This window comes from Streptomyces sp. NPDC055025 (assembly GCF_053608565.1).
This window is the reverse complement of the sequence record NZ_JBSGVS010000036.1, coordinates 1-18,354: the sequence shown is the minus strand read 5'-3', so window position 1 is coordinate 18,354 and position 18,354 is coordinate 1. Positions and strand designations below refer to the sequence as shown.

The following is an 18,354-nucleotide window of genomic DNA, read 5'->3' as shown; positions in this document are numbered from 1 at the left end:
ACCGTTCCCGGGGGGACCGTCCAACCATGCTCAGGTATCTGCCGTTCCTGCTGGTCCTGGCGCTGTGGATCTACGCCTTCATCGACTGTCTGAACACCCCCGAGGAAGAGATCAAGGGCCTCCCCAAGGTGGTATGGGTCATCATCATCCTGCTCTTCGGCGAGGTGCTGGTCGGTCCGGTCGCCTGGCTGGTGGTGGGCAAGGTCCGGCGCGCACCGGCCGGCGGCTCGACGCCCGCCGAGTGGCACCGCGGCCACCGCGGGAAGTGGACGGCTCCCGATGACAACCCCGCGTTCCTGGCCTCCTTGAAGGAGGAGAACACCAAGGACGAGGCCCTGTTGAAGGACTGGGAAGCGGATCTGCGCCGCCGCGAGGAGGAGATCAAGCGGCGTGAGCAGGACGGCGGCACCTCGGCCTCGGACGACACGCCGCCGAAGGCCTGAGCCGGACGACGACGCCATGGCAGCGGTACGGGCACGGGCGCTGGGAGCCGCGGAGGCGCGGCGGTGGCTGGCGACGGCCGTCGCCGAGGCGCGGGCGGGGCTGGCGGAGGGCGGTATCCCGATCGGCGCGGCGCTGTACGGCGCGGACGGAACGCTGCTCGGCAGGGGCCGCAACCGCCGTGTCCAGGACGGTGATCCGTCCCTGCACGCCGAGACGGCCGCGTTCCGTGCGGCCGGGCGGCAGCGGTCGTACCGGGGCACGACGATGGTGACGACGCTCTCGCCGTGCTGGTACTGCTCGGGGCTGGTACGGCAGTTCGGGATCTCGCGGGTGGTGATCGGCGAGGCGGAGACCTTCCGCGGCGGTCATGACTGGCTGGCGGAGCACGGCGTGGAGATCGTGCTGCTCGACGACGCCGAATGCGCGGCGATGATGCGTACGTTCATCGCGGAGCGGCCCGAGCTGTGGCACGAGGACATCGGCCGCGACTGACGGGCACGGCTGACGGGCCGGGTATGTGCGCGGACGCCCCCATGTGCGAAGACGCCCCACGCGGAGCCGGTGCCGCGTGGGGCGTCTGTTGTCCGGCGTCCGGCGTGCTCGCCGGCGTCGTCGCTCGCGGCCGTAGGTCAGACGCCCGCGTACGAGTGCTTGCCGGTGACGAAGATATTGACGCCGTAGTAGTTGAACAGCCAGCAGCCGAAGGCGATCAGCGCCAGATAGGCGGCCTTGCGGCCCTTCCAGCCGGCGGTGGCGCGGGCGTGCAGATAGCAGGCGTACGCGACCCAGGTGATGAAGGACCAGACCTCCTTGGGGTCCCAGCCCCAGTAGCGGCCCCAGGCGTCGCCCGCCCAGATCGCGCCCGCGATGATCGTGAAGGTCCAGAGCGGGAAGACGGCGGCGTTGACGCGGTACGCGAACTTGTCGAGCGTCCCGGAGGCGGGCAGCCGCTCCATCACGGAGGTGGCGAAGGAGCCGGGCTTCAGACCGGTCGCGAGCTTGGTCTCGTACCGCTCACGGAAGAGATAGAGCAGCGTGGCGACCGCGCCGACATAGAAGACCGCGCCGCAGAAGATCGCCGTGGAGACATGGATCCACAACCAGTACGAGTGAAGGGCGGGAACCAATTGGTCACTGTCGGTGTACAAGACAGTGACAGCGAGGCCGAGATCGAGGAGGACCGTGGTGATGAGCGGCAGGCCGATCCAGCGGACGTTCTTCTTCAGCGCGAGGAAGGCGAGATACACACCGACGGCGACGGTGGAGAAGGTGATGTTGAATTCGTACATGTTGCCCCACGGCGCCCGCTGTACGGACAGCGCGCGGGCGACCACACCGGCGGCCTCGATGACCCAGGCGAGGACGGTGAGTGACACGGCGATCCGGCCGTACAGATCGCCCTGCGCGTCACCGCCGTGCGCGCCGGGGCCGTCCGGGATGTCGCGGGTGCCGGACGCCGAGCGGGTGATGATCCTCGGCCGTTCCAGCACGGCTGTCGCGCCGCCCTCGCGCGTGACCTGGACCTTCACCGAACCCGCCGCGGACCCCTGGGCGTCGCCGGTCAGCGCGGCGGCGGTGCGGGCCACCTTGCTGCGGCTGCCGAGCAGCCACTCGGCGATATGCGCGAAGAAGGCCAGCGTGTAGACGGCCATGGAGGAGTAGATCAGCACATTGCTGGTCTGTGCCAGGCTCTCATTGGTTGCTGCGGCGGCGAGATTCACTTCTCAGCCCCTTCGACAGTCTGTTCTGCGGAATCGTCCGCGGGATCAGGCGCGCTGGGCGCCTCTGAATGGAGGGTGCCGGCCAGATCGGCCAGTTCCTCGGGGAGCTTGGCGGACTCGCTGCGGCCGAGTCCCGCCATCTCGACGACGGTGACGCCGTCGGCGCCCCGCACGGCCCGGACCCAGATCCGGCGCCGCTGGATGAAGAGGGAGCCCGCCAGTCCCGCGATGGCGGCGACGGCACCGACCAGGGCCCAGGAGGTGCCGGGCTGCTGTGAGATCTGGAAGCTCGCCCACTCCTTGACCTCCTTCTCGAAGGTGATCGAGCCGGCACCGTCGGGCAGGGTGAGCTTCTCACCGGGCAGCAGGGTCTTCTTCAGGAGATCGCCCTTGGCGTCCTTGAAGGCCTTCAGCTTCCTGGTGTCCAACTGGTACACGTTCTGCGGCAGCCCCGCGTCGACCCCCAGACTGCCGTGGTAGGCGCCGACGTTGAGCACCGGGAAGTCGAGCGCGGGGAAGCGGGAGAACATCTGGCCCGACCCCTTCCCGCCATAGGTCGGTACGAAGAAGGCGGCGAAGCCCAGTTGGTCCTTCTCGCCGTTCTTGTCGCGGTAGCCGTCCATCACCTTGATGGCGCCCGTGGACGAGACGTTGTTGTCGATGGGCAGCAGCGGCACCGCGCCGCTGAAGACCACCTGACCACAGCCGTCCCGGACGGTGACGACGGGGGCGTAGCCGTGGGCGTTCAGATAGACCTTGGTGCCGTCGAGTTCGAGGGGCTTGTTGACCTCGATGACCGACTTCTTCTCCTCGCCGCCCGCCCCGGTGGTGTAGCGGACGTCGGCCTTGTAGGTCCGCGGGGTGCCGAGCTGCGGTCCGCTGCGCTCATAGGTCCCGGTGAACTTGTCCAGGGTGAAGCTGAACGGGACCAGTTCGTCGGTGTCGAAGAGGGAGCCGGACTTGAAGTCGTCGTACTGGGTGAGGGTGTTGGAGAAGCCGTCGCCCTCGACGATCAGCTTGCCGCCCTCCGATTTGAAGAGCTGTCCGGTGGCGAAGGCGACCAGCAGCACGATCAGCGCGATATGGAAGATCAGATTTCCGGCCTCGCGGAGAAAGCCCTTCTCCGCGGCGACCGCGTCAGCGGCGGTATGGACGCGGAAGCGGCGCTTGCGCAGCATCGCGAGCGCGGCCTCGCGGGTGGCCTCGGGCGAGGCCGTGGTGCGCCAGGTGGTGTACGCGGGCAGCCGGGTGAGCCGCTTGGGGGCGCCCGGCGGACGGGAGCGGAGCTGGCCGACGAACTGCCAGGTGCGCGGGACGATACAGCCGATCAAGGAGATGAACAGCAGGATGTAGATCGCGGAGAACCACACCGAGCTGTAGACGTGGAAGAGCTGGAGCTTGTCGTAGACCGGGGCCAGCGTCTCGTGCCGGTCCTTGAAGTCCTGGACCTTCAGTTCGTCGACACCGGCCTGCGGGATCAGCGAACCGGGGATGGAGCCGAGGGAGAGGAGGAAGAGCAGGATCAGCGCGACCCGCATGGAGGTGAGCTGCCGCCAGAACCAGCGGAGCCAGCCGACGAGTCCGAGCGTGGGGCCGCCGATGACGGTCTCCTCGCGGGGCGCGGTGGAGAGCTGGGAGCCCGCGGCGCCGAGTTCACGCGCGTCCCGTGCCTCGGAGGCCGCCCGGTCGGCCGCGGCCGCTTCCGCCGCCGTCCCCGCCGAGGTCTCCGTCGGCGTCCCGTCCGCCGTGCCGTCCCTCGCGCCGTCCGTCGACTCCGCCGCCGTTGTCCCGCCGCTCATGGAAGCCTTGCTCATGGAACTAGATCCCCACCGTGAAGCCGTTGGACCAGCCCTGCATCTCCTGCACGATGCTGTCCCACGCACCGGTCAGCAGCAGCAGACCGGTCGCGATCATCATCGCGCCGCCGATCCGCGTCACCCAGACGTAATGGCGCTTGACCCAGCCGAACGCGCCCAGTGCCTTGCGGAACGCCACCGCCGCGAGCACGAACGGCGCACCGAGACCGAGGCAGTACGCGACGGTCAGTATGGCCCCCCGGCCGGCGCTCGCCTCACTGAAGGCGAGGGCGTTGACGGAGGAGATGGTCGGACCGAGACAGGGCGTCCAGCCGATCCCGAAGAGCGCGCCCAGCAAGGGGGCTCCCGCCAGACCGGTCACCGGACGCCGGTGGAAGCGGAATTCACGCTGGGTGAGCCAGGGCATCAGCCCCAGGAAGAACACACCCATCACGATCATCAGCCCGCCGAGCACCTTGGAGAGGATCTCCCGATGCCCCTGGAGCGTCGCCCCGAAGTAGCCGAAGAGCGCGCCGCCCGAGACGAAGACCGCGGTGAAGCCGACCACGAACAGCGTGGCGCCGACGACCATCCGGCCGCGTCTGGTCTCGGCCAGATCGGTGCCGCTGACGCCGGTGACATACGAGAGATAGCCGGGCACGAGCGGCAGCACACAGGGCGAGAAGAAGGAGACGAGCCCACCGAGCAGCGCGATCGGCAGCGCGATCAGCAGCGCTCCGCTGTAGACCGTCTCATTCATGCCCGAGGCCGCGACGAGAACCTGCACGGGATCACTTCTCCGCGATCAGCGGGTCGATCATCTTGCGCAGCTTCTCCTCGTTGAGCGCCATCAGCGAGCGGGCGGCGATCCTGCCGTCCCGGTCGAGCACGATGGTGGAGGGGATGGACTGCGGATTGAGACTGCCCTTGGGGAAGCCGTTGACGATCAGCTTGCCCATCGGGTCGTACAGGCTCGGGTAGGGGACGCCGTAGTCCTTCTCGAAGGCGAGCGCGGGGCCCTTGTTGGGATCGCGGGTGTTGATCCCGACGAACGCGACCCCCTGGGACTCGGTCTCCCTGGCGACCTTCGCGAAGTGCTTGGCCTCCTGGCGGCAGGGCGGGCACCAGGAGCCCCAGACGTTGAGCACGACGATCTTGCCCTTGAGATCGGCCACATCGAGCTTCGCGCCGTCGAGAGTCTCGCCCGCGATCTTGTTGACAGGCCGGCGTTCCGCCACCGCGACGGTGGAGATACCACCGGTGTTCGTCACGAAATTGGTGTCGCCGCCACCACCGGACTTACCCCCGCCGCCGCACGCCGAGAGCGTCAGCGCCGCCGCGACGGCCACGACCGGCGTGATGGCGCGGAGCCTGCGGTCGGAGCGGCGTAGGGGGGCGCGGCCTGAGTTCATGTGAAAAGTTTCGCATGGGCGTTTCGAGGATCTTGGGCACCCCCCTCGGTGCCCGTTAGGCCCCTTGTCAGGCTGCCTTAAAGAAGGCGTTCCAGCCGCCGGCCGGGGACTGTCCGACCTCCAGCGTACGGAGCCTGGCGAGTACGGCCGGGTCCTGGACATCGAGCCAGTCAGTGAACTGGCGGAAGGAGACCAGCCGTACGTCCTTCTTCTCCGCCATCCGCTTCAGAGCCTCTTCGACGGCGTCCATATAGATTCCGCCGTTCCACTGCTCGAAGTGGTTGCCTATGAAGAACGGCGCGCGATTCGTCTCGTACGCCCGGCGGAAACCGCCGAGATAGGCGCCGGTGGCCTGTCTGCGCCAGCCCGCGTAACGGGAGGTCCTGCCCCTGGTCGCGTTCACGGACTGATTGGCGAGCATGTTGTAGTCCATGGAGAGGACTTCGAAGGAATGACCGGGGAACGGTACACCCTGAAGCGGAAGGTTCCAGACGCCATGCGTTTTGTCCGGCCATATCTGGGTGCCGCCCGGGGAGCTGGCGTCATAGCGCCATCCCAGCTTCTTCGCGGTCGGCAGCAGTTTTCCCTGGCCGAGCAGACACGGCGTACGGCCGCCTATGAGTTCCTTGCGGTAGTCGAAGGGCAGCGGGTCGAGATCGGTCCAGCCGCTGTTCGTACGCCACTCCGTGACAAAGGACACGGCCTGGTCGATCTCGCTGCGCCACTGCTCCGGGGTCCAGTTGCCCACCGAGCCCGAGCCGCCGCAGAAGTGTCCGTTGAAGTGGGTGCCGATCTCATGGCCGTCCAGCCATGCCTGCCGCACATTCCGGAGTGTGTCCTTGATATGGGCGTCGGTGAGATAGCCGATGTCGGACGCGCCGACGGGATTGTTCGGCGGGCGGTAGAGGGTCTTCTTCGACTCGGGCAGCAGATAGATACCGGAGAGGAAGAAGGTCATGGCCGCGCCGTGGTTCTCGGCGAGTTCGAGAAAGCGCGGAAAGAGACCGTTGCCGACCTCACCCGCCCCGTCCCAGGAGAAGACCACGAACTGCGGCGGGGTCTCGCCGGGTTCGAGGGGAACAGGCGCGGGCGGCTGGCGCGGCTGCTTTCCGGTGTCGGCGGTGGAACCGTCGCCGATCAGTCTGACGTCTCTGCCGGTGGGACGGGAACGGGGTGCCGGTTTTCCGCTCTCACCACCGCCTTCGCCTCCGTCGGAAGGACGCGGTGTACCGGCGCCGACGGTGTCGCCGGATCTGGTGGAGCCGGTGGAGCCGCATCCCGCGATTCCGGTCGCGACGGCACCCATCCCGGCCATACCGGCTCCGAGCAGACCCCTTCGGCTGATCTCCCGCATACAGATCCCATCCGCGTTCATCTCGTCCGTATGCCGCTCGTACGAGTTTTACAAGCGGCAATACGAGAGAGGTCGTACTGAACGCGGAGGTTCCATGACTTGTCATATCTTTACTGATGTCCAACGAGAACCGACCGGCGGCGGCCCATGCCTGCGGGAGTCCATACCTGCCGCGGTCCGCGCCTGCGGCGGACCCCCGCCCTATGCCCCGAAAGCCTTGGCTCCGCCCTTCACCGGCTTGGCACCGGCGAGGAGATGGGCGGGGACGAGATCACGGGCCGGCTCGGAGTAGGCGACGGCGACGATCTTGTCGCCGTGGTACGTGAAGCTCGTCAGGGACGCGAGTGTGCACTGCCGCCGGCGCGGATCGTGCCAGAGCCGGCGCCGCTCGACAAAGCTGCGCACGATCCAGATCGGCAGTTGATGGCTGACGCAGACCGCCTCATGGCCGCGGGCCGCGTCACGGGCGTCGTCCAGCGCGCCCATCATCCGTGTGACCTGATCGATGTACGGCTCGCCCCAGGACGGCCGGAAGGGATTGGTCAGATGCTTCCAGTTGGCGGGCTTGCGCAGCGCGCCGTCACCGACACCGAAGGCCTTGCCCTCGAAGATGTTCGCGGCCTCGATCAGCCGGGCGTCGGTGCCGAGGGGCAGTCCATGGGACGTGGCGATCGGCGCCGCCGTCTCCTGGGCACGCTCCAGCGGGGAGGCGACGACATGGGTGATGTCACGGTCCGCGAGATGCTCGGCGACCCGGTCGGCCATCCGTCGGCCCAGCTCGGAGAGGTGATAGCCGGGACGGCGGCCGTAGAGGACACCGTCGGGGTTGTGGACCTCGCCGTGCCGCATGAGATGGACGACGGTCACATCGTCCGGGCCGTTCAGGTCGCTCATGTCGTTCGGGGCGCTCATGCGGCGTTCTCCGGCTTCTTCGGCGTCTCCGGTTCGGTGGCTTCCGCGGCGGCCCGAGCGGCGGCCGGCAGTGCGGCGGCGATCCGCTCGATCGCGCGCTCGTCGTGCGTGGTGGAGACGAACCACGACTCGAAGGAGGACGGCGGCAGATAGACGCCATCCGCGAGCAGCGAGTGGAAGAAGGGGGTGAAGCGGAAGGACTCCTGCTTCTTGGCGTCCTCGTAGTCGCGCACCTCGTCGGCCGTGAAGAAGACGGAGAACATATTGCTCGCCGTCTGCACCCGGTGGGCGACGCCCTCCTTGCTGAGCGCGTCCGTCACCAGTCGCTGGATCTGGACAGAGGCCGCGTCGACCTTCTCGTACGCCGCGTCGTCCAGCAGCCGGAGCTGCGCGAGGCCGGCGGCGGTGGCGACAGGGTTCCCCGAGAGCGTGCCGGCCTGGTAGACGGGCCCCGCCGGGGCGAGTCGTCCCATGACATCGGCCCGGCCGCCGAACGCGGCGGCGGGGAAGCCACCGCCCATGACCTTGCCGAAGGTCATCAGATCGGGTGCGACACCGTCGATGCCGTACCAGCCGGCCTTCGACGTACGGAAACCGGTCATGACCTCGTCGGAGATGTACAGCGCGCCGTCGGCGGCGCAGAGCTCCTTGAGCCCGGCGTTGAAGCCGTCGCGCGGCGGCACGACGCCCATGTTGCCCGGCGATGCCTCGGTGATCACACAGGCGATCTCGCCGGGGTGCGCGGCGAAGGCCTGCCGTACGGCGTCCAGATCGTTGTACGGCAGGACGATGGTGTCGCCGGCCTGGGCACCGGTCACACCGGGCGTGTCCGGCAGCCCGAAGGTGGCGACCCCGGACCCGGCCGCGGCGAGGAGCGCGTCGACATGGCCGTGGTAGCAGCCGGCGAACTTCACGACCTTCGCGCGCCCGGTGAACCCACGGGCGAGCCGGATCGCGGACATGGTCGCCTCGGTGCCCGACGACACCAGCCGTACCTGCTCGACGGGGGCCACCCGGGCCACGATCTCCTCGGCGAGCGCGACCTCGCCCTCACCCGGAGTCCCGAAGGACGTACCGCGGGCTACCGCCGCCTGGACCGCTTCGATGACCTCCGGGTGGGAATGACCGAGAATCATCGGCCCCCAAGAACATACGAGGTCGACATATTCACGACCGTCCGCATCGATGAGGTATGGACCGTTACCGGACACCATGAACCGGGGCGTACCACCCACCGCGCGGAAGGCACGGACGGGAGAGTTCACGCCGCCGGGCGTCACGAGGGCCGCGCGGTCGAAGAGCGTCTGCGAAACTGGGGCGTCATAGGGGAAGCTCACGCAATCCATGGTGTCAGAGCCTCGGACGTTCTTGCGGACAGGTGTTTCACCGCACGCTCGTGGGGGAGGTCACTGTCACGATGATCGGGTTGCGCGGCCGGGGCTGCGAGTGGTCGGGTGGAGATATGCATCGCGGTGGCGGACTGGGCGAGGGGACCGACGACCTGGGTCCCGAGCCTGCCCGGCGTGGAAAGCACCGGCGCCGCGAACACAAGGCGCGTGAGCAACCTCCGGGAAGCGAACAACGTCCGGAGAGCAGGAGTGGTGGCCGGGTGGGGGTGACCTACAAGTACTTCGGTGCGCCCGACGGAGCCACGGCCGCCCGTGTCCCCATTTCCATGCGCCCGGAGGAACTGGGCGGGGACGAGCTTGGCATGGGTGGCATGTTCACCAAGATCAAGCCCGAGACGATCGCGGCGATGGTCCTCACGGGCATCCAGGGCATGCCCCTCCACAAGGTCCCCCCACTGGAACTGGTCGTCCTCCACCCCGACTACGCCGTGGTCAAGCTCCCGATGACGGTGGTGGACCCGCTGCGCGGCATAGGAGAGGAATCGGTGGGCGCCGCGGCCTTCATCTGGTCCACGGTCCCCGACCGAGGCGGCCCGAGGGACGCGTACAACGTCTACCAACTGCTGCACGAATGGCAGGACTTCAGCCACCGCCTCCACGAGGCGGGGCATCAGCCGTACTGCCTGGTCTGGCCCTGACCTGCGCAGTTGGGGCCCACTGACGGACGCCTGGTCCGGCGCCGTCCGCGGGCCCCGACGCGCTCTGTCGGCCTGGGGTCAGGGGGAATGTCCTCGACGCCGCATTGGGATTCTGCCGGTGGCCGTCGGAAGGATGTCGGCATGCGGCGCCTGTGCCGAGGTCGGCGGGAAAAGGACTGCTTCTTTGGGCGGGGCGGGTTATTCGCAGCCGACGCCGTCGCCGTCCCTGTCCAGGTGGCGTCCGTAGCCGGGGTCGCCGGTGTGGACCGGGGCCGCGCCCGCTGCTCGGGCCGCCGTGCAGTTGGCGTAGTACGTGGAGCCGCCTGAGTCGTCCGAGGTGTCGCTGCCCTCGTCGTCGGCCGGGGCGGCGGCAGGGGCGACGGTGACGCGGACCGTTTTCGTCTTCGTGACGGTCGGGGCCGGCTTCGCGCTCGCCGTCACTGTTGTGGCGGGGAGGGGCTCGGCGGTGGTGGTCGCCGTCGTCGTGACCGTCACCGAGGGGTGGGGCTTCTCGCTCACCGTCTGCCCGGATTTCGTGCCGTCGTCGGCCGCGCCGATGGCGGCGCCGACAAACAGCAGCAGCGCGGCGCACGGGAGGAGGACCCGCTTCCGCGTCCACCCGGGCCTGCTCGGCGGGGGTATGGACGGCACGTACGGGTTCGGGGCCCCGGAAGGGTGGGGCGGCTGAGGGGGCTGGCCCCAGGGCGGTTGCTGAGGCGGCTGGTTGTACGACATGCGTCCCCCTATGGGTGGTTCGAGAGGGACGAACGTATCGGGGGCGCCCAGAGGTATGGAGGGTATGTGCGCTCTTGGTGACACACCTGTGACCGAAGCGTGCAGAGCGGGAGATGGCCCCGCCGCGCCCTGGTGGTGGGCGCGGCGGGGAGGGTGGGTGTGGTGGGGAAGGGTGGTGGGGAAACAGCGTCAGAAGGTGAGCTTCCAGCTGTCGATGTAGCCCGTGTCGTAGGCGTAGACGTCCTGCACGCGGAGTTTCCAGGTGCCGTTGGCGGGGATCGCGGAGGCGTCGACGGTGTAGGTCTCGTGTACGTCGTCGGCGCTGTCGCTGTTGGAGTTCTTCAGGCGGTGGGCCGTGCCGTCGGAGCCGATCAGATCGATCACCAGGTCACCGCGCCAGGTGTGGACGATGTCGACCGTGACCTGGAGGTCGCTGGGGGCGCCGCCGTCGTGGCCGGTGACGACGAGGGCGGATTCGGCCGGGTCGCCGCCGCCGTCGGGGATGTTCACATTGCCGGGGTTGACGAAGAAGTCACCGCCGGAGGGGATGACGGTCCAGGGGAAGGCCGCCGTGGTCGAGTTCCCGCCGGAGGTCTTCACGGTGACGGTGGGGGTGAAGTCACCGGCCTCCGTCGGACTGCCGGAGATCAGACCGGTGGTGGCACCGATCGTCAGACCGCCGGGCAGGCCGGAGGCGGTGTACGTCAGACCGCCCGCCTGGCTGGTCGCCGCGTCGATCTGAAGGGCGGCCGGCTGGCCGACGGCCGCTTCCTGGGCGGCGGGCGGGCTCAACGTGATGTGGTTGACGAAGCGCTGGCCGACGTTGACGGCCGCCCAGGTGTTGCCGACCGTCTCGTACGCCTCGCTGGACCGGCCGAACAGGTCGGCGGCCGCCTGGAGGGTGGCGACGCGGGCGCCCGCGTAGTCCGTGGTGGAGGTCATGTAGAGGGTCAGCGCCCGGTACCAGACGTTGAAGGCGTTGTGCAGGCCGAGGCCCGGAACCGGCTCGTTGTCGTAGGTGGGGCTGTGGTAGGCGGCGCCGTTGATGGTCTTGTTTCCGCTGCCCTCGGCGAGCAGATAGAAGTAGTGGTTCGCCACACCGGAGGAGAAGTGCGGGTCGAGTCCCTCGGTGGCGGTGGACCAGTAGTCCTGGGAGATGCCGTCCTTGGAGGGCTCGTCCATGTAGCGCAGCGGGGTGCCGTCGCCGTTGATGTCGATCAGTTCGCCGACCTCGTAGTCGGGGACGTCGTTCGGGTTGTTGGCGAAGAACTCGACGGCGGCGGCCATGATGTCGCTCGTCCCCTCGTTCAGACCGCCGGACTCGCCGTTGTAGTAGTACAGGTTGGCGGTGGTGGAGGTGACGCCGTGGGTCATCTCGTGGGCGGCGACATCGAGCGCGGTCAGCGGGTTGACGTTGTCGAAACCGTCGCCGTAGGTCATGCAGAAGCAGTCGTCGTCCCAGAAGGCGTTGACGTACTCGTTGCCGTAGTGGACCCGGGAGTAGCCGCCGACGCCGTCGTTGGCTATGCCGTTGCGGCCGAACTGGTCGTGGTAGAAGTCGAACGTCTTCCGCGCGCCGTAGGCGGCGTCCACGGCCGCGGTCTGGCGGTCGGCCACCGTCCCGTCGCCCCAGAGGTCGTCGGCGTCGGTGAAGAGCGTTCCGGTGCCGGACGTGCGGCCGTTGAGGTCGTACGTCCTGTGGTTGCCGCCCTGCGTCTCGGTCAGTTCGTAGACATCGCCGTTGCGGACGCTGCCGACCTGCACCTTGCCGCTGAACTGGCCGTTGCCCACCCCGGCGTGCTTCGTGTCGAACTCCTGGAGCTTCTTGCCGCTCCTGGCGTCGGTCACGACGTGCAGCTCGCTGGGCGTGCCGTCCTCCCGTACACCGTCGACGACGGATTCCCAGGCCAGGGTGGACACGCCGTCCTTCGCCCAGACGACCTGCCGCGGCGCTCCGTCCGGGACGGGCTCGCCGGTCCCCTCGGTCCTGGCGGTGGCCAGGGCCGTCTTCTTCGCCGCCGCGGCCGGGACGGTCGCCTTGGTCGTCGGCACGGATATCGCCCCGTCCGACGCCCAGGTGACGGTGACAGCGGGCGCGGTGGCGGAGGCGGAGGCAGGTGCGGATGCGGAGGAGGCGGAGCCGGTGGCGCCGCCCGTACGCGCGCCGGCGCGCTCGTGGACCACCAAGTCGCCGCCGAGAACGGGGAGTCCGGCGTAGGTCCGCTCGTAACGGGTGTGCACGGTGCCGTCTGCGTCCTTGACGACGTCCTTCGGCAACAGCTTCTCCTTGCCGCCCAGCTTCAGGGAGCGGGCGGTGACGGCCCCGGCGTCGGCCGCCGCCTTGAGCAGCTTCTCCCTCTGCCCGGGGGAGAGCTCGACGGGTCTCGCGCCGAGTCCGGGCTCGTTCACGGTCTGCCGCGACGCGCCGTCCGCGTCGGCCGGGCCGGCCGGCCCGGCGACGGCGCCCGTGGCAGGGAGGACCGATACGAAGAGCGCGGCCACGGTGATGGCCGCGGCCGTCACCACGCGCCGACGGTGAGGTGAAGCGGCCATGTCCGTAAGGGAGTTACGAGAGGTGCGGGACGTACGGGACATACGGGGGGTGTGCGTCACTCCTGGTGCTCCTTCTGTCCGGCTTGCTCATGACGGCAGGGAGATGTGCGATGTGGATGTGACGACCGCGCGGTGTGTTGATCGTTTCAGCGGAAGATGTATTTTGTCAGCAGCGCGAGACAACGTTGTCTCAAAGCACACACGCCAGTGCGAGGTTGGACAGTGGCCTATGCCGGAGTCACGTGCACCTTTACGCGGCGGCAACACGGAGGTGACATCCGCTTTGGCCATTTCCGTCATGGGCATGGCTAAAACAGATCGCGTCGGCGTGTCCGTCGAACCTCCACGGAATCACGGTCGCCCCGCGCTACAGTGATCTCGGATCGCGGGTACGAATCCCGCCGTCGGCCCCGTGTCGATGTGATCGAGCCGGCGTGACCGAGCAGCAATGCGCCCCCTCCTCGCGGAGGGGGCGTTTTCGTCGCGTCCTCCCGGGAGGGCGTTCTCGTCGCGGCCCGGGAGGGCGTTCTCGTTACGCCCCGGGCCCGCTGCCTGGCCCCGGGACACGGGAACCGGCCCCGGGGGGATACGGGAAGGCGGTCACCCGGCGGGGATACGGGAAGGCGGTCAGCCCTCCCCGTCCTCCTCGTCCTCCCCGCCCTCCAAGTCGCCCTCTGTCTCCAGGAAAACCTTCCGCAGCTCGTCCAGTACCGCCGGGTCCGGCTTCGCCCACATACCGCGGGACTCCGCCTCCAGCAGGCGTTCCGCGATGCCGTGGAGGGCCCAGGGGTTGGCCTCCTGGAGGAAGGCGCGGTTCTCCGGGTCCAGGACATAGGTCTCGGTCAGCTTGTCGTACATCCAGTCGGCGACCACGCCCGTCGTCGCGTCGTACCCGAAGAGATAGTCGACGGTCGCGGCAAGCTCGAAGGCGCCCTTGTAACCATGGCGGCGCATCGCCTCGATCCAGCGGGGGTTGACCACACGGGCGCGGAAAACGCGCGACGTCTCCTCCACCAGCGTGCGCGTACGGACGGTCTCCGGACGGGTGGAGTCACCGATGTACGCCTCCGGTGCCGTGCCCTTCAGCGCGCGGACCGTGGCGACCATCCCGCCGTGGTACTGGAAGTAGTCGTCGGAGTCCGCGATGTCGTGCTCGCGCGTGTCGGTGTTCTTCGCGGCCACCGCGATGCGCTTGTACGCGGTCTCCATCTCGGCGCGGGCGGGCCGGCCGTCGAGTTCACGGCCGTACGCGTAGCCGCCCCACACCGTGTAGACCTCGGCGAGATCGGCGTCCGTACGCCAGTCGCGGCTGTCGATGAGCTGGAGGATGCCCGCGCCGTACGTACCGGGCCGGGAGCCGAAGATACGGGTGGTGGCCCGGCGCTCGTCACCGTGCGCCGCCAGATCGGCCTGGGCGTGGGCGCGGATGTGGTTCGCCTCGGCGGGCTCGTCCAGCGACGCGGCCAGCCGTACCGCGTCGTCCAGCAGCCCGATCGCGTGCGGGAAGGCGTCACGGAAGAAGCCGCTGATGCGGAGGGTGACATCGATACGGGGCCGGCCCAGCTCCTCGGGTGCGATCGGCTCCAGACCGGTGACCCGGCGCGAGGCGTCGTCCCAGACGGGCCTGATCCCCAGGAGCGCGAGGGCCTCGGCGATGTCGTCGCCGGATGTGCGCATCGCGCTCGTACCCCACAGCGAGAGCCCGACCGAGGTCGGCCAGTCGCCGTTGTCGGTGCGGTAGCGCTCCAGGAGGGAGTCGGCGAGGGCCTGTCCGGTCTCCCAGGCGAGCCGGCTCGGGACGGCCTTGGGGTCGACGGAGTAGAAGTTACGGCCGGTCGGGAGCACATTGACCAGTCCGCGCAGCGGTGATCCGGACGGGCCCGCCGGTACGAACCCGCCGTTCAGCGCGTGCACCACATGGTCGATCTCGTCCACGGTGCCGGCCAGCCGCGGCACGACCTCACGGGCCGCGAAATCGAGGATGTCGGCGATCTGCTTCGGGTCGGCGGGAACGGGACCCGGGGCGAACGAGCTGTCGGCCCCGGCACCGGTCGCGCCGTCCGACGCCTCACCGACCACGGGTCCGGACGGATCCCCGGCCACGACGCGCGCCACCGCCGCCGGGTCCCACCCCGCGTCCTCCATCGCCTGGACGAGCGCGCGGGCCCGCCGCTCCGTCTCGTCGGCGCCGGTACGGGTCGCGGCCGACTCGTCCAGGCCCAGCGCCTCGCGCAGCCCGGGGAGGGAGGTCGTACCGCCCCAGATCTGGCGGGCGCGCAGGATGGCGAGGACCAGATTGACCCGCGCCTCGCCGGTCGGCGCGCCGCCCAGGACATGCAGTCCGTCGCGGATCTGCGCGTCCTTGACCTCGCACAGCCAGCCGTCGACATGGAGCAGGAAGTCGTCGAACCCGTCGTCGTCCGGCCGGTCTTCGAGGCCGAGGTCGTGGTCGAGCTTCGCGGCCTGGATCAGCGTCCAGATCTGCGCGCGGATCGCGGGCAGCTTCGCCGGGTCCATGGCGGAGATCGCCGCGTACTCGTCGAGGAGCTGCTCCAGGCGCGCGATGTCGCCGTACGACTCGGCGCGCGCCATGGGCGGTACGAGATGGTCCACAAGCGTGGCGTGTACGCGCCGCTTGGCCTGCGTACCCTCGCCCGGGTCGTTGACCAGGAACGGATAGATCAGCGGCAGATCACCCAGCGCGGCATCGGGGGCACAGGCGGCCGAGAGACCGGCGTTCTTGCCGGGCAGCCACTCCAGATTGCCGTGCTTGCCGAGGTGGATCATGGCGTCGGCGCCGAAGCCGCCGTCCTCGCGGTCGGCCTGGATCCAGCGGTACGCGGCCAGATAGTGGTGCGACGGCGGCAGATCGGGGTCGTGGTAGATCGCGATGGGGTTCTCGCCGAAGCCGCGCGGCGGCTGGATGAGGATCAGCAGATTGCCGCGCCGGAGGGCGGCGAGCACGATGTCACCGTCCGGGTCCCCGCCCGAGGCGGCACGGCTGCGGTCCACGAACATCTCGCCGGGCGGCGGTCCCCAACGCTCCTCGACGGACTCCCGCAGCGCGGCGGGGAGTTTCCCGTACCACCGCCGGTAGTCGGCGGCCGGGATGCGGACCGGGTTACGGGCGAGCTGCTCCTCGGTGAGCCACTCCTGGTCATGGCCGCCGGCCTCGATGAGCGCGTAGATCAGCTCGTCGCCGTCGCCCGACTCCAGACCGGGGACTTCCTCGTCACCGAAGTCGTAGCCCTCGGCGCGCAGTTCGCGCAGCAGGGCCACGGCGCTGGCGGGGGTGTCCAGGCCGACGGCGTTGCCGATACGGGAGTGCTTGGTCGGGTACGCGGAGAGCACCAGCGCGAGGCGCTTGTCCGCGTTCGGACGGTGGCGCAGCCGGCCGTGGCGTACGGCGATTCCGGCGACCCGGGCGGAGCGCTCGGGGTCGGCGACGTAGGCGGGAAGGCCGTCCTCGTCGATCTCCTTGAAGGAGAACGGGACGGTGATGAGCCGGCCGTCGAACTCCGGCACCGCGACCTGCGACGCGGCGTCCAGCGGGGACAGCCCCTCGTCGCTGGACTCCCAGGTGGCGCGGCTGGTCGTGAGGCACAGGGCTTGGAGGATCGGTACGTCGAGCGCGGCCAGGGCGCCCGCGTCCCATGCCTCGTCGTCGCCGCCCGCCGAGGCCTCGGCGGGCCGGGTGCCGCCGGCGGCGAGCACGGTGGTGATGATGACGTCGACGCCGCTCAGCGCCTCCAGCAGTGCGGGCTCGGGCGCGCGCAGCGAGGACACGTAGATGGGGACGGCGCGGCCGTCGGCGTCTTCGATGGCGTCGCACAGGGTGTCGACGAAGGCGGTGTTGCCGCTCAGATGGTGCGCGCGGTAGTAGAGCACCGCGACGAGCGGGCGGACCTCGTGCGGGCGGACCGCGTCCGGGCGGACCGCGTCCGGGCCGTCCGTGGTGGCGTGGCTGGCTGCGGTGGCGTGACTGCCCGCCGTCGTGCGACTGCCTTCGGTGGTGTGGCGCTCGGCTTGGTGGCCGGCTCGGTGCTCGCCCCTGCGCTCGGCCCGGCCCCAGGTGGGCGCCGCGGCGGGCGGCTCGAAGCCGTGGCCGGTCAGCAGGACGGTGTCGGAGAGGAAGCGGGCGAGCTGCTCCAGGTTGGCGGGACCGCCGTGGGCGAGATACGCGTGCGCCTCGGCGGCGATTCCGATGGGGACGGTGGAGGCCTCCATCAACTGGGCGTCCGGGGCCTGTTCGCCGGTCAGGACCACGACGGGCGGACGGCTGGTGAAGGGCGTGCGCGGCGCCGGCCCCTCCGCGTCCCCGTCCCCATCTTCGTCCGCGTCGGCGCTTCGGCCGGCCGCGCCGTCGCCGAGGAGGAGATCGATCCCGTCCTGCCAGGCGCGCAGTCCGCCGAGGAGGCGTACGACGACAAGGCCGACACCCTCCAGCAGCGCGGGCAGTTCGTCGAGCGCGAGCCGGGCCGGATTGGCGTACCGGTACGGGACCGGACCGCCCGCAGCACGGGCGCTGAGCAGATCGGTGTCGGACGTCGACAGGAGCAGGATCATGCGGCGTCTGCCTTCCTCGGGGTCCGCGCCCCGGGCGGTAGGGAGGACGGCGGGAGTTCCTGGCTCACCCGGCTGCTGCCGGGCTCACAGTGGCGGGACCGCGCCGGATTCTCACCGGGCTTCCTCCCCTGACGCCGTCGCTGGCGTTGACGGGCACCGGACCCGTCGTCTGCATAGTAGGACGAGATCAGTTACTCCGGCTCACACCGGCCCACTCCGTCTCACTATGAATAGCCACACGTTTCGGGCTCTCCACTCCGGCTCACACCGGCTCACTCCGCCCCACTCCGGGAAGTTCGCTCACGCACCGCTCACGCAATCCGTGGAGGATCCGAGCCCCTGACCAGCGCATTCACCATTCTCCCCTACCGCCTCCGCCCAGGGCAACGGCGGACACAGAAGAGCCCCGGCCGCGTGTGCGGCCGGGGCTCTCTGGTTGTTCGGCTACGACGATCCTTCGCCGCAGCGTAGGCACGGGATGGTGACGGGGCCGCCGCTGGTGACCATCACGGTGGGCCCCGGACCTGGACACTGGCGGCGCCCGGATCGCTGGCTCCTGATGGTGCGCCACAGACGCTGGCACTCGCGGACCGCGGCCATCTGCTGGTCGCGTTCAGATGCGCTCATACCAGCACCATAGGGTCCAGCCAGGTCAGTTCGGGCCCGATTCGCACTCCACCTCACAGTCGTTGTCCCCGCAGGACGGCACGTGCTGGCACTCGGCTGCGGCCACGGCCTTCGGGCCGACCTGCCACAGCTCGGCATCCAGTTCGAAGCCGGCCGATTCGATGGCGGCCTGGGTGGCTGCCAGGAT

Annotated in this window: 13 protein-coding genes and 1 riboswitch; of the genes, 3 read left to right on the top strand and 10 right to left on the bottom strand. The window is 69.5% G+C overall.

What is annotated here, in order from left to right; all coding sequences use genetic code 11:
* The first annotated feature begins 26 nt into the window (after positions 1-26).
* Positions 27-443 (top strand): PLD nuclease N-terminal domain-containing protein, encoded by a 417-nt coding sequence (locus ACWGDX_RS22125; RefSeq protein WP_453628016.1) that lies wholly within the window; start codon positions 27-29, stop codon positions 441-443.
* A gap of 16 nt (positions 444-459) precedes the next feature.
* Positions 460-936 (top strand): nucleoside deaminase, encoded by a 477-nt coding sequence (locus ACWGDX_RS22120; RefSeq protein ID WP_453628014.1) that lies wholly within the window; start codon positions 460-462, stop codon positions 934-936.
* A gap of 137 nt (positions 937-1,073) precedes the next feature.
* Here the strand turns inward: ACWGDX_RS22120 and ccsB are convergent, their stop codons facing one another.
* From ccsB to hemL, 7 genes are all read right to left on the bottom strand, one after another.
* A complete protein-coding gene (gene ccsB / locus ACWGDX_RS22115; protein ID WP_453628012.1) occupies positions 1,074-2,165 on the bottom strand; it encodes a c-type cytochrome biogenesis protein CcsB in 1,092 nt (363 codons plus the stop codon).
* A complete protein-coding gene (gene resB, locus ACWGDX_RS22110; protein WP_453628010.1) occupies positions 2,162-3,979 on the bottom strand; it encodes a cytochrome c biogenesis protein ResB in 1,818 nt (605 codons plus the stop codon). The genes ccsB and resB overlap by 4 nt, the downstream gene beginning before the upstream one ends.
* Positions 3,980-3,983: 4 nt before the next feature.
* Positions 3,984-4,721: a cytochrome c biogenesis CcdA family protein gene (locus tag ACWGDX_RS22105; RefSeq protein ID WP_453628127.1), complete on the bottom strand. Its 738-nt coding sequence runs from the start codon at positions 4,719-4,721 to the stop codon at positions 3,984-3,986.
* 31 nt (positions 4,722-4,752) lie between these two features.
* On the bottom strand, positions 4,753-5,373 hold the full coding sequence (locus ACWGDX_RS22100; protein WP_453628008.1) for a TlpA family protein disulfide reductase: 621 nt from the start codon (positions 5,371-5,373) through the stop codon (positions 4,753-4,755).
* 67 nt (positions 5,374-5,440) lie between these two features.
* Positions 5,441-6,727, bottom strand: a complete 1,287-nt coding sequence (locus tag ACWGDX_RS22095) for a hypothetical protein (protein ID WP_453628125.1) — start codon at positions 6,725-6,727, stop codon at positions 5,441-5,443.
* A 201-nt stretch (positions 6,728-6,928) separates the two neighbouring features.
* Positions 6,929-7,621 carry a histidine phosphatase family protein gene (locus ACWGDX_RS22090; protein WP_453628123.1) on the bottom strand — a complete coding sequence of 231 codons (693 nt, stop codon included), beginning with the start codon at positions 7,619-7,621 and terminating at the stop codon, positions 6,929-6,931.
* A gap of 14 nt (positions 7,622-7,635) precedes the next feature.
* Entirely contained in the window at positions 7,636-8,985 is a 1,350-nt protein-coding gene (gene hemL, locus ACWGDX_RS22085) for a glutamate-1-semialdehyde 2,1-aminomutase (RefSeq protein WP_453628006.1), read from the bottom strand.
* A gap of 116 nt (positions 8,986-9,101) precedes the next feature.
* Between hemL and ACWGDX_RS22080 the strand changes: the two genes are divergently transcribed.
* A complete protein-coding gene (locus ACWGDX_RS22080; RefSeq protein WP_363079107.1) occupies positions 9,102-9,686 on the top strand; it encodes a hypothetical protein in 585 nt (194 codons plus the stop codon).
* Positions 9,687-9,884: 198 nt separating this feature from the next.
* On the opposite strand, the gene ACWGDX_RS22075 is transcribed toward ACWGDX_RS22080, so the two are convergent.
* From ACWGDX_RS22075 to cobN, 3 genes are all read right to left on the bottom strand, one after another.
* Positions 9,885-10,337, bottom strand: coding sequence for an excalibur calcium-binding domain-containing protein (locus tag ACWGDX_RS22075; RefSeq protein ID WP_453628004.1), 453 nt, complete (start codon positions 10,335-10,337; stop codon positions 9,885-9,887).
* Between the two features lie 273 nt (positions 10,338-10,610).
* On the bottom strand, positions 10,611-12,974 hold the full coding sequence (locus tag ACWGDX_RS22070; protein WP_453628002.1) for a M4 family metallopeptidase: 2,364 nt from the start codon (positions 12,972-12,974) through the stop codon (positions 10,611-10,613).
* Between the two features lie 627 nt (positions 12,975-13,601).
* A complete protein-coding gene (cobN, locus tag ACWGDX_RS22065; protein ID WP_453628000.1) occupies positions 13,602-17,540 on the bottom strand; it encodes a cobaltochelatase subunit CobN in 3,939 nt (1,312 codons plus the stop codon).
* A gap of 34 nt (positions 17,541-17,574) precedes the next feature.
* A riboswitch (cobalamin riboswitch) is annotated at positions 17,575-17,722 on the bottom strand.
* Positions 17,723-18,354: the final 632 nt, after the last annotated feature.